Below are 11,661 nucleotides of genomic sequence, written 5' to 3' on the forward strand. Positions count from 1 at the left end.
CCGGCCGGAGTGCGTTTAGGCTCGACTTTTCCGAGGAACCTCATTGGCTCCCAAACTTTTCCGCGAGCGGGCAACCGCCTGCCGCTCCGCCAATAACACATGACGAACAAACGAAATATTCCGTCGCGCCGCTTCATCAAGCCCTCCTTCAACTTTCTGATCGAAAAGAAGCGGGATGGCGGCGAGTTCACCCAGGAAGAAATTCGCTACATTATCGACAGCACGCTGGATGGCGAGATGCCGCAGCACCAGCTGGCGGCGCTGGCCATGGCGATCTACTTCTCCGGCATGTCCGCCCAGGAGACGGCGGACCTGACAGAGGAGATGATGCTCTCCGGTGAGGTCATCGACCTTTCACACATCGCCAAGCCGAAGATCGACAAGTACTCGACGGGCGGCGTGGGCGACAAGACGTCGCTCGTGCTGGTCCCCCTCGCGATGGCGAGCGGCGTGGTGGTTCCGATGATGTGCGGCGTCGAGCACGAATACCTGATCAGCACGCTCGACAAGCTGGCGGCCGTCCCCGGCTTCAAGGGCGCCCTCAGCAACGACCAGTTCTCCTCCCAGCTCGCGCGCATCGGCGGTGCGATCATCGCCCAGACCGAGGATCTCGCGCCGGCGGACGCCAAGCTTTACGAACTCCGCAAGGAGACCGGTACCATCCCGAGCCTGCCGCTGATCACGGGCAGCGTCCTTTCCAAGAAGCTCGCCGAGGGTTCCGAGGGCCTCGTGATCGACGTCAAGTGGGGCAACGGGTCCTTCATCAAGGACCTCGAACAGGCGAAGCAGCTTGCCCGCTCGATGACCCGCGTCGGCCGCTCGATGAAGCGCCGTTGCGTCGCCCTCGTGACCGACATGAACCAACCGCTTGGCGATACCGTCGGCACGGCGCTCGAGGTCAAGGAGGCGATCCAGCTCCTCAAGGGCGAAGGTCCTGAGGACATGAAGGAACTCGTCCTGAAGCTCGGCATGGAAATCGTCCGCCTCGCCGGCGTGGCGGGTTCGACGCTCTCGGCCAAGCAGACCGTCCAGCGCCACCTCACCGACGGCTCCGCCCTCGACAAGTTCAAGGAGCTGGTGAAGGCGCAGGGTGGTGACACCAGCTTCATCGATCATCCGGAGAAGTTCCCGCAGGCCCGCCACATTCGGAAGCTCCCGGCGCCGAAGCGCGGCTACGTGCATACCATCAGCGCGGCGATGATCGCCCGCGGCGTGCACCTGCTGGGCGCCGGCATCGAGCCGTCGACCGCTCCCGTGGGCAACCACGCCGGCCACGCCAACCACAATCACGCGAAGGTCGACTACTCGGTCGGCGTCTCGGAGATCAAGAAGGTCGGCACGCAGGTGAAGCAGGGCGAGCCGCTGATGATGATCCACTACAACGACGAGGCGAAGCTCGAGCAGGCCCTGGAGTACTTCAAGAACGCCTACCGGCTGGCGCCGAAGCGGCCTACGCCGCCGCCGCTCGTCGTCGAGCGCGTCGCCTGAGGTCATCCTCGATCTCTCTCTTCCGCCGACCGGCTCACCACCGGTCGGCTTTTTGTTGCCGCCCGCATGCGCTCGCACCATCCCGGGGGCGGCCAGCCGAGGCTTGCCGCAGTCGCGCGACTGCGCCCAATTGGGCCAATGCCAGAACCGCTGCCCATGGACAAAGCTCCGAAGACGCCTCCGCCGCCGATCGATCGGTCCGGGTGGACCCGTCCCTGGGCGCAGCTGAAGTACTTCACGTTCCAGCCCGCGATCTTCCCGCGGCTCCTCGGCCAGGTTTCGCCCGATGCCCGACCCGGCGACTGGGTTTCGGTGTACGACAAGAGCGGCGAGCGCATGGGCGCCGGGCTGTTCAACCCCCGGGCGAAGATTCCGCTCCGGGTCGTCGCACACGGCGGCGAGCCGATCGGCGAGGACTATTTCGAACTCGCGATCCGCCGTGCGGTGGAGCTGCGCCGCACCTTGTTCAAGCTCGACGAGGTCACTGACGCCTACCGCCTGATCAACTCGGACGGCGACGGCCTCAGCGGCCTGACGATCGACCGATACGCCGACACGCTGCTGTGCGAGGTGTACTCGCTGGGCATCGCGCAGCGGTTGCCGAAATGGCTCCCGCTGCTGCACGAACTGGCCGGGACGAAGTTCGCCCGCGTGCAGGTCGATCACGACCTCGGCAGTCTCGAGGGCATCAAGCCGTCGACGTTCAATGAGACCAATGCCGCGGCGCCGCGCACGGTGAAGATCCGCGAGCACGGGGTCCGCTACGAGGTGGACTTCGCCGAGGGACACAAGACCGGCTTCTTCTGCGACCAGCGCGAAAACCGGCGCAACGTGGCGCGGTTCACCCGCGATGCGCGCGTGCTCGACCTGTGCTGCTACACCGGCGGGTTTTCCCTCTGCGCCAAGGTTCTCGGCGGCGCGGCCGACGTGACCAGCGTTGACCTCGACGAGGCCGCGATCGCGCAGGCACGGCGCAATGCGAACCTTAACCAGGCACGGCTGAAGTTCGTGCATGCCGATGCCTTTGCCTACGCGCGCCAGATGCAGAGCAACGGGGAGAAGTGGGACGTCGTTGTCCTGGATCCGCCGAAGTTCATCTTTACGCGCGATGCCGCCGGCAACTGGGAGGGACGCCAGAAGTACGAGGATCTCAACCTGCTCGCGATCTCGTTGGTGAAGCCCGGTGGCGTGTTTATCACCTGCTCCTGCTCGGGCCTCCTGAGCCTCGAGGACTTTGAGCAGCACGTGATCAAGGCGGCGCATCGCCAGAACCGGCGCCTGCAGTTCTTCGATCGGACCGGCCCTGGGACGGATCACCCGGTGTATTCGAACTGCCTGGAGAGCCGGTACCTAAAGGTGCTCTGGTCCCGGGTGGTCTAGCGTCGCTGGAACCAGCTGGGAAAGCCGGTTCGCGGTTCCTGCCGCGGCCGCGGTAATAACCTGTCCACTCCGGGCTGGTACGTAGGGGATTGCGGCGAAGTTCGACATTGCGGCGACTCGACGTGGCTCCGCAAATCGTGTCCTGACCATGCTTCTTCCGTCTGCTCCCATCTTCCGCGTTTGCTGCCTGATGGGGATTCTCACTGGCGTCGTGGTGGCTGCGGGCGACCCCAAGCCGACGCCGCTCGGCATCACCCGCGAGCAGGTTATCGCGGTCCGGGGTGAGCCCAAGAGCCACATCGTGGCGGGCGATCGCGAGGTGCTCCTGTTTCCCGACGAGAGGGTGATTCTCCGCAACCAACGGGTCGTCGAGGTCGAGCCGGTTTACGCGGCCGCTGCCGCCACGCCGACGCCCGCAGCCGTAGCGCACGCGGAGGAATCCACTGCCGCTTCCGCCAACGTGTCCGACCCGGCCCAGACGGCGACGGTCGCCGAGGCCAACCCGACTTCGACTTCAGGCGTGCGCCGTGACGCGCCCGCGGTGCCACTGCCGCCCGAGGTGCAAATCAAGTCCGTTCGCCCGCCGACGCGGCACGCGGTTGCGCCGACGGACACCGCGCGTCCCGCGCCGGCAACGGCCACGCCAGCCGACAAGATCTCTGCGCCAACGAATCAGGCATCGGCGCCCGCCGTGGCTGCTACGGGCGCGACGGCGGCTCCCTTCGCTGCGCCGGCTAGCGCCGAAGCGACGCCGCCCGCGGCGACACCGCCCGTCGACGCTCCCGCCGCAACGGAAGCCTCTGCTCCGACGACGGCCGCGTCTGTCCCGGCCGATCCGGCCGCGGGCCGCACCGCGGCTGCCCCGACGGTCGCGCCCGCGGCAACGATTACCGCGCCGGCCACGCCCGCGGCGCATCCGGCGCCCGTGGCTGCCAACTCAGTGTCGACGGCGACGACAGCGGCGACTGCGGCGCCTACGCCGGCACGAGACTCTTCGTCGTGGCTGATCAGGACCGGCATCGTCGCGGCAATCGTCGGCTTCTTCGCCTACCTGTTTTGGGCGCGGCGCCAGCGGCAGTTGCTTCTCGCGGCGTCGGCGGTTTCGCGTTCCCCGTTTCCGATGGAGCCGGCTCCGGCGCGACCGGCGAGCCGCTTCTCCTCCGAGCTGCTCGAGCGCTTGGAATGGAAGGCGTTCGAGGAACTGGTTGCCGGCTACTACAACAAGACCGGCGTGGTCGCGACCCGCACGAAGCATGGGCCGCAGTCACCGGTGCACATTCGCATTTCCTGGAAAGGCGAGACTCGCCCCTTCGCCTGCGTCCAATGTGTGTCGCACGAGCCCGCCGCCATCGGTGCCTCGCGGGTCGAGGCGCTCGTCGCGGCCATCGAGTCTGAGGGCATTCGGCGCGGCTATCTCGTGACGACCGGAAGCTTTGCTGTGTCGGCGCGCGACTACGCCGAGGAAAAGCATGTGACGCTGCTCTCCGGCGAGGTGTTGCTTGAGAAACTGAATACGCTGCCCGACGCGGCTCGCGCCGATCTGCTGCAACTCGTCGCGGCGGGGGATGTGGCCACGCCGTCCTGCCCGCGATGCGAGACCAAGATGGTTGCAGCCGCGGTCGAACCTGGCGCGTGGCGCTGCCCGCAGTGCGGCGAGACGCAGCGTTCCTGAGCGACACAAAAAAGCCCGCGGCGTTTGCGGCCGCGGGCGGAAAGGGGAGGAGGGGGCGCTCAGGCGCGGCCGAGGTACGAACCGTCGGTCGTGTTCACGCGAATCACGTCGCCTTCCTTGATGAACAGCGGCACCTGGACAACCAGACCGGTTTCAACCTTGGCGGGCTTCTGGACGTTGCTCGCAGTGTCGCCCTTGATGCCGTCGGCCGACTCGATGACCTTCAGCGAGACCGTGCTCGGGAGGTCCACGGAGAGGGCGCGTTCGTCGACGAACAGCACGTCGACCTTGCCGCCCGGAGCGAGGAAGTTCTTCAGATCGCCGAGCTGCGTGGCCGTCAGCTCGATCTGCTCGAACGAGTTCGGGTCCATGAAGGCAAAGGTGTCGCGGTCGGCGTAGCTGAACTCCAGCGTCTTCTTGTCGGTCGGGAGGACCTCGATCGTATCGGTCGACGCGAAGCGCTGGTCGAGAGCTTTGCCGTAGCGCAGGTTACGCATCTTGATCTGGACGAAGGCCCGCAGATTCCCAGGCGTGCGGTGTTGCGTTTCCATGACGAGGTGAGGCTCGCCATTGAATTTGATGACTTGGCCTTTGCGGATGTCGTTGGCTGCGGGCATGACGTTGAGCGTATTCTGGCTGCGGATTGTTCGGTAGAAAACGAGTAGATTGGGCAGCCCGCTGGAAAGGTGTCAAGCCGCCGGGCGGCCGGGTCCGAAGTAGGGCCATTCCCGGCCGAAAGACTATCTGGTCTGCCATCGGTGCCAATCCGGGGCGCCGGCGCTCAGCTGGTTTCGCCCCGGCGCGCCCAGGGGCGAGTTCATGAGGCTCGCGGACGCTCCCGCCATTTCTTTGCCCGAGAGGCGGCCAAAGGATGCGCTTGCTCTCGACCGGCGGCGTTGCCGAAACTCCGCTGCCCATGAAACAACGAACCCTCGCGCGGGAAGTTTCCATCAAAGGTAGCGCGTTGCACACCGGTGATGCCGTCACCTTGACCATGAAGCCCGCGCCCGTGAATCACGGGATCGTCTTCCGCCGCATGGACCTGCACGGGACTCCCGAAGTGAAGCCCCGGGTCGACTTTGTGACGGACCTTGTCCGCGCCACGACCATCCAGTCCGGCCATGCCAAGGTCCACACCGTCGAGCACGTCCTCAGCGCCCTCCACGGCTGTGGCGTCGACAACGTGATCATTGAGATGGATGCCTCGGAGCCGCCGATCATGGACGGTTCGGCCCAGCCTTTCGTTAACCTCATCCTCCAAGGGGAGCCCATCGAGCAGGACGCCGAGCGGGAGTATTTCGCCCTCGATGTCCCGGTGTCCGTCACGCGCGGCAACCGCTCCATCATTGCCCTGCCGTTCGACGGCCTGAAGATTTCGTGCACGTCCGCCGACGATCGTGGCATCCACACGCAGCATCTTTCGCTCACGCTTGATCCCGAGGTATACAAGACGCAGATCGCGGCGGCGCGTACGTTCACAATCTACGAGGATATCGAGGAACTGCTGAAGCTGGGGAAGATCCGGGGCGGTTCGCTTGACTCGGCGATCGTCATCCGGGGCGACAAGATCCTCTCGAAGGAGCCGCTGCGGTTTAAGGACGAGTTTGTCCGTCACAAGATTCTCGATATCGTCGGCGACGTCTCGCTGCTCGGCATGCCGCTGAAGGCCCACATCGTGGCGACGCGTCCGGGCCATGCGATCAACGCGGAACTCACCAAGCTGCTGCTTGAGAAACTGCAGGAGCGGAAAGCCGGCGTGGCCAAGCGGGCTCCCGGCCCGACCACGGTCCTCGCGACCGAGACGACCCTCGATATCCGCCGCGTGCTGGACACGCTGCCTCACCGGTATCCGTTCCTGATGATCGACCGTGTGGTCGAGTTTCAGGGCCCCGATGCGCTCACGGCGTTGAAGAATGTCACCATCAACGAGCCCTTCTTCCAGGGCCACTATCCGGGCAATCCTGTGCTGCCCGGCGTGCTCCAGATCGAGGCGATGGCGCAAGCCGCTGGCATCCTCATGCTCCGCCGGATCTCCTCGGAGGGGAAGACGGCGCTGTTCATGAGCTGCGATAAGGTGAAGTTCCGCCGCGCCGTCCGCCCCGGCGACCAGCTCACGATCAACGTCAAGATGACCAAGAGTCGCGGCAACAAGATCGGGGTGGCGGAAGGCGAGTGCCTGGTGAACGGCCAGATCGTCTCTTCAGCCGAGCTGATGTTCGCGGTCGTGGACAACGCCGAAGTCGAGTAACCAAACCTGCTTCTCCGGTGCGCACTGGCACTGGCTTCGAGGCAAAACAGGAATTCGCATGACCTCTATTCATCCTACGGCGATCGTTGAGCCGGGGGCGCAGCTCGATTCCGACGTGGAAGTGGGCGCCTTCGCCTACGTCAGCGCCGGAGTGGTGCTCGGAGCGGGTACGCGGCTGCACCATCATTCCAGCGTCGAGGGCAACACGACCCTGGGCGCGGGCTGCGAGGTGTTCCCGTACGCGTGTATTGGCGGCAAGACCCAGGACTTGAAGTACAAGGGCGGCCGCCCCGGTCTGCGCGTGGGCGACCGCAATGTCTTCCGGGAGTACGTCACCGTCCACTGCGCGACGAACGACGGCGAGTTCACCGTCATCGGCAACCAGAACACCTTCCTGGCGAGCTCACACATCGCGCACGACTGCGTGCTCGGGAGCCGGATCGTCATGAGCAATGGCGCGGTCCTCGCGGGACATGTCCAGGTCGAGGATCACGTCGTGATCGGCGGCTACGGCGGCGTGCATCAGTTCTGCCGCATTGGCAGCTTCGCCATGGTGTCGGCGTTCGCGAAACTCGTGCAGGACCTGCCGCCGTTCTTCATCGCCGACGGCACTCCCGCGGAGGTGCGCGCGATCAACCGCGTTGGTCTCGAGCGCGGCGGTTTCACGGCCGAGCAACTCGACCGCGTGAAGCAGATTCATCGGCTCCTGTACCGCGACGGGCTCAACCGCTCGCAGGCGTTGGAGAAGCTCGCGGCGCATCCGCATGCCGCGAGCGCGGAGTTCCAGCATCTCCTCGAGTTCGCGCGCAAGAGCGAGCGCGGGCTGGCTCCGGGCGCGCATTGAGAAAGAAAAGGCCCGCGCGGGTGGCGCGGGCCGGAAGGGGTGGGGCGGCAATCGCCGGAGCGAAGACGCGCACCGGTGACTTCGCGTGGAGGCGGCTTACTTCTTCTTGTACACGGTCGCCGGGTCGAACACCCGCTTCGACGCGTACTCCAGCTTCATCGTGTCGGGTTGGTCCGCAACCGCCGAGTCGGTGAGCTTCCGATAGAAACAGGACTTGTAGCCGTTGTGGCAGGCGGCGCCGCCGACGTTTTCGACCTTCAGGAGAATCACGTCCTGGTCGCAGTCTACGAGCAGCGCTTTCACGAGCTGGGCGTTGCCGGATTCCTCACCCTTGATCCAGAGCTTGTTCCGGGAGCGGCTCCAGTAGGTGGCTTTCTTCGTCTTGATCGTATGGGCCAGCGCTTCCGCATTCATGAACGCGAACATCAGCACCTCGTTGGTCACATGGTCGGTGGTGATGCACGGGATCAGGCCGTCAGGCCCGAATTTCGGCTGGAGCATCGTGCCGAGTTCGACGTCGGCAGTGTTCGTGCGAGCTGGGAAGACGAATGACATGACGAGCCGTGTCTAGGTGCGGCGCAGAATCCGCGCAAGCCCACAGCCGGCGACGCCCGGGCGGATGACGAAGTGGGGGCGGCAATCCCGAAGGGGGGAGACTCTCGGAGGCCGTGCGGTTGGCGCAGGGGAGAGACGCGCGTGCGGGACGCTTTTGCAGAGGGAAAGTGCGACGGCATTCGTGGCCGATCTCGGCTTAGGAGGGGGGACAGCGGCGCCGCACCCGAAGTGGTCGCGCGATGTGCGACCTACTCAGGTTTTGGGCGGAATTGTGCCCGGCTGTACCGCTCCGGGAGGCGGCGCCGCAGGGAAGCGAGTTCCGCGTCACGCAGGAGTTCTGCTTGGGGGGCATCGGTGTTGGCGAAGGACTTGCATTCGCCGACCTGGCGGTCGACCGCGATGGCGGCTGGCTAAGGCGTGGATCGTTTCACCAACAGCGTGCCGGGTCGGAGTCGGGTGGGGCGGCGTCGGGCACAAGGTGGCCGACCGATTTGGGTCAGAAAATCTGGACCGGCGACGACCGACATTCGCCGCGGGACGCGGGGACCGGATGGGCAACGGGGTTCCCTCTCGAGCCCCCGACGCGAAGCGCCCGAAGCAGGCGGGCAAGACTCGCGGCCGACTAGGCCTGGCCACCCAGCTCGCGGAGATACTCGAAGCTGTAGAGCCCGCTGTTATGGCCGTCGCTGAAATCGAATCGGATGGCGTAATTGCCGACGCGCTCCCAGCTCACCACCTGCACGCCGGAGAACTTCTTCGGGCCGTCGCCGCCGTACTGGTTTCCCAGGATGTCGCGCTCGCCCTGATTGGCGGCGCTCGGTGATGCGGCGCGCAATTTCTCGAAATCGAAGTAGGACTCGACGCCGTCGTCCCAGACGATCGCGACTTCGTTGCCTATCACTTGGACATTCGTGGGCGTGTGCATGCGGGAGAAGAGGGCGGCGAGAGAGTACCTGACGACTGTGTCGCCTGGCTGCCATTTGTACAGAGCCCGTCTTCACGCCCGCCTTCCTGAACCAGCGGCCCAGCCCGCATCCACCCCGGTCCTCCGTTTTCTCCTAAACAGGGCCTGTCCCTTGATGGTATCCCGAAACAGGTCTGTCCCCAGAGGGTATCCTGAATGCGGGGTCTGTCCCCCCCCGACCTTCCAGACGACTGACATCCCTTAAGCAGGTCTGTCTTCTGATCAGAGAGCCTGTCCCCCTGAAATCGCGTCCCCTTGATGTCCAACGTGGCCTGTCCCCTGATCCTGATCGCGCCGCGGACAACCGAACCGAGGTCTGTCCCCTAATGCGGATCAGGTCTATCTTCCTATCAGAGGGCCTGTCCCCTGAAATCGCGTACCCTGATGTCCGACGAGGTCTGTCCCCTAATTAATGCGGATCGGCGGTTTCATCCCCACAAAAGCTTGGCCTGCCAAGAAATAGGCCTGTCCCGTGAGTGACACCGAAGTCTTCCGCGAGTTGGACAAGGTCTGTCCCCTTGAAAGCCTGAACGGGGTCTGTCCCCTTGGGGTGACACCCTGATCGCTCAGCGAACAGCCGAACCGAGGTCTGTCCCCTAATGCGGATCAGCGAATTCAGCCCCACAAAAGCTTGGCCTGCCCAGAAATAGGCCTGTCCCGTGAGCGGCACTGAAGTCTTCTGCGAATTGGACAAGGTCTGTCCCCTTGGGGGCCTGAACGGGGTCTGTCCCCTTGGGGTGATAGGTGCAGAGGTTGCACGGCTGGATGGGGGGCGAGTATGGCGGCGGTGTGCGTTTGGCGGGCGGGACTCTTGGGAGGGGCGTTTGCGAAGCGGGAGGCGGTGGGTAGGGGTGTCGCGATGAATGCCGCGTTCGACAAGTCGCTCCCTCATATCGTCGTTGTGGGCGGCGGGTTTGGCGGGCTCACGTTTGCGCGCGGTTTTCCCCAGGGTCTGGCGCGGATCACCGTCATCGACCGACAGAACCACCACGTCTTCCAGCCGCTGCTTTACCAGGTCGCGACGGCCGGCCTCTCGGCGGTGGATATCGCCCAACCCATCCGTGGACTCTTTGGCGGGAGGCCCAACCTCGACGTACTCATGAGCGAGGTGTCCGCCGTCGATCTCGCGGGCAAACGCGTGGTCCATGCCCGCGGCGAACTCACCTACGACTACCTCGTCCTCGCCGTGGGCGCCCGGACCAGCTACTTCGGCCACGATGCCTGGCAGCGCCTAGCTCCGGGCCTGAAGTCGCTCGATGACGCCTTGCGGATCCGGCGCATGATCTTGAGCTCGCTCGAACGCGCCGAGACGGAGTCCAATCCGGCGCGTCGCGACGCCGCCATGACGATCGTGGTCGTCGGCGGTGGACCGACTGGCGTCGAGTTGGCGGGCGCGTTTGCCGAGCTGACACGTTGCGTCGTGCAGAAGGACTTCGACCACATCGATCCTACGAAGGTGAAGGTCATCCTCATCCAAGGCGGCGCGCGCGTGCTGCCGACGTTCGCCGAAATGCTCTCCGCACGCGCCCAGGAACAACTCGAGGCCAAGGGCGTGACCGTCATCACCGGGCGCCATGTCGAGGCGATCCGGTCCGGCGCAGTTGTCGTCGGCGGTGAAACGATCGCGTCGGACAACATTATCTGGGCGGCAGGCGTGGCGGCGGAACCGCTGACGGAGACGCTCGGCATCGAGCATGACCGCGGCGGCCGGCTCAAGGTCCTGCCCGACCTCAGCCTGCCGGGGCATCCGGAAGCGTTTGCCGTCGGCGACATCGTGACGCTGACCGACGCCAATGGCGTGGTGGTGCCGGGCGTGGCGCAGGCCGCGATCCAGATGGGCCGGCACGTGACCGGGTTGATCGAGTCGGACATCCGGGGGCGCGGGCTGGCGCCGGTTGGACGCCGGCCGTTCACGTACCGCGACAAGGGAGCCATGGCGACGATCGGCCGGTCCGCAGCCGTGGCGGAAATTGGGCGCTTCAAACTCTCCGGTTTCTTCGCCTGGCTCGTCTGGCTGGCGGTGCACCTGCTCTTCCTGATCGGGTTCCGCAACAAGTTCGCCGTCCTGTCGCAGTGGCTCTACTCGTACCTCACCTTCAAGCGCGGCGCGCGGATCATCACGGGCGTATCGGGCGAGGCTTCAGCCGGCAGCGCCTGAGCTTCAGACGCGTGCCACGCTGCGGAGGTCGAATCGCAGGTGCCCCTCGGCGCGTGCCGCTCGGCGCGTGCTGCGAGGCACGTTACCCGAGCAGGTGGGGCGGAGGCAGCCTCCGCGGCAAGGCGGGGCGCAATTGGCGGCACGGGCCGACGCGATCGAAATCGGGGCAAACCGGCGGCTGCGGGGTAGGAGAGGCGATGACGACGTTCGCCGAGTATCCGGACTTTATTCCGAGTATCCGGACATTATCGTCTGAGTATCTGGACATTATCCCGTTAGTTGCTCACGGGTAGTCGATTATAATTGCAGCCCTCGTCCGAGGGATCCTTGCCTCGGCGTCCCCTGCGGCAGC

General features: G+C 65.3%; 9 protein-coding genes. 6 read left to right on the plus strand and 3 right to left on the minus strand.

The window, feature by feature from the left end:
• The first annotated feature begins 99 nt into the window (after positions 1-99).
• The 3 genes from DB354_RS01285 (at position 100) to DB354_RS01295 (ending at position 4,540) form a co-directional block, all read left to right on the plus strand.
• A complete protein-coding gene (locus DB354_RS01285; protein WP_107833623.1) occupies positions 100-1,488 on the plus strand; it encodes a thymidine phosphorylase in 1,389 nt (462 codons plus the stop codon).
• Positions 1,489-1,644: 156 nt separating this feature from the next.
• Complete coding sequence (locus tag DB354_RS01290) at positions 1,645-2,868, plus strand: class I SAM-dependent rRNA methyltransferase (RefSeq protein ID WP_107833665.1); 1,224 nt, start codon at positions 1,645-1,647, stop codon at positions 2,866-2,868.
• Positions 2,869-3,016: 148 nt separating this feature from the next.
• The gene (locus DB354_RS01295; protein ID WP_146180060.1) at positions 3,017-4,540 is read left to right on the plus strand and encodes a restriction endonuclease; all 1,524 of its coding nucleotides are present in this window, start codon (positions 3,017-3,019) and stop codon (positions 4,538-4,540) included.
• A gap of 59 nt (positions 4,541-4,599) precedes the next feature.
• On the opposite strand, the gene efp is transcribed toward DB354_RS01295, so the two are convergent.
• Entirely contained in the window at positions 4,600-5,157 is a 558-nt protein-coding gene (gene efp / locus DB354_RS01300) for an elongation factor P (protein ID WP_107833625.1), read from the minus strand.
• 299 nt (positions 5,158-5,456) lie between these two features.
• On the opposite strand from efp, the gene DB354_RS01305 reads away from it, so the two are divergent.
• Complete coding sequence (locus DB354_RS01305; protein ID WP_107833666.1) at positions 5,457-6,788, plus strand: bifunctional UDP-3-O-[3-hydroxymyristoyl] N-acetylglucosamine deacetylase/3-hydroxyacyl-ACP dehydratase; 1,332 nt, start codon at positions 5,457-5,459, stop codon at positions 6,786-6,788.
• A 58-nt stretch (positions 6,789-6,846) separates the two neighbouring features.
• A complete protein-coding gene (lpxA, locus tag DB354_RS01310; RefSeq protein ID WP_107833626.1) occupies positions 6,847-7,632 on the plus strand; it encodes an acyl-ACP--UDP-N-acetylglucosamine O-acyltransferase in 786 nt (261 codons plus the stop codon).
• A gap of 96 nt (positions 7,633-7,728) precedes the next feature.
• Here the strand turns inward: lpxA and hisI are convergent, their stop codons facing one another.
• Positions 7,729-8,187 carry a phosphoribosyl-AMP cyclohydrolase gene (gene hisI / locus DB354_RS01315; protein ID WP_107833627.1) on the minus strand — a complete coding sequence of 153 codons (459 nt, stop codon included), beginning with the start codon at positions 8,185-8,187 and terminating at the stop codon, positions 7,729-7,731.
• A gap of 622 nt (positions 8,188-8,809) precedes the next feature.
• On the minus strand, positions 8,810-9,112 hold the full coding sequence (locus DB354_RS01320) for a DUF971 domain-containing protein (protein WP_107833628.1): 303 nt from the start codon (positions 9,110-9,112) through the stop codon (positions 8,810-8,812).
• Positions 9,113-10,010: 898 nt separating this feature from the next.
• Between DB354_RS01320 and DB354_RS01325 the strand changes: the two genes are divergently transcribed.
• A complete protein-coding gene (locus tag DB354_RS01325; RefSeq protein WP_107833629.1) occupies positions 10,011-11,309 on the plus strand; it encodes an NAD(P)/FAD-dependent oxidoreductase in 1,299 nt (432 codons plus the stop codon).
• Positions 11,310-11,661: the final 352 nt, after the last annotated feature.

Origin of the sequence: Opitutus sp. ER46 (assembly GCF_003054705.1) — a bacterium.
Classification (GTDB): domain Bacteria; phylum Verrucomicrobiota; class Verrucomicrobiia; order Opitutales; family Opitutaceae; genus ER46.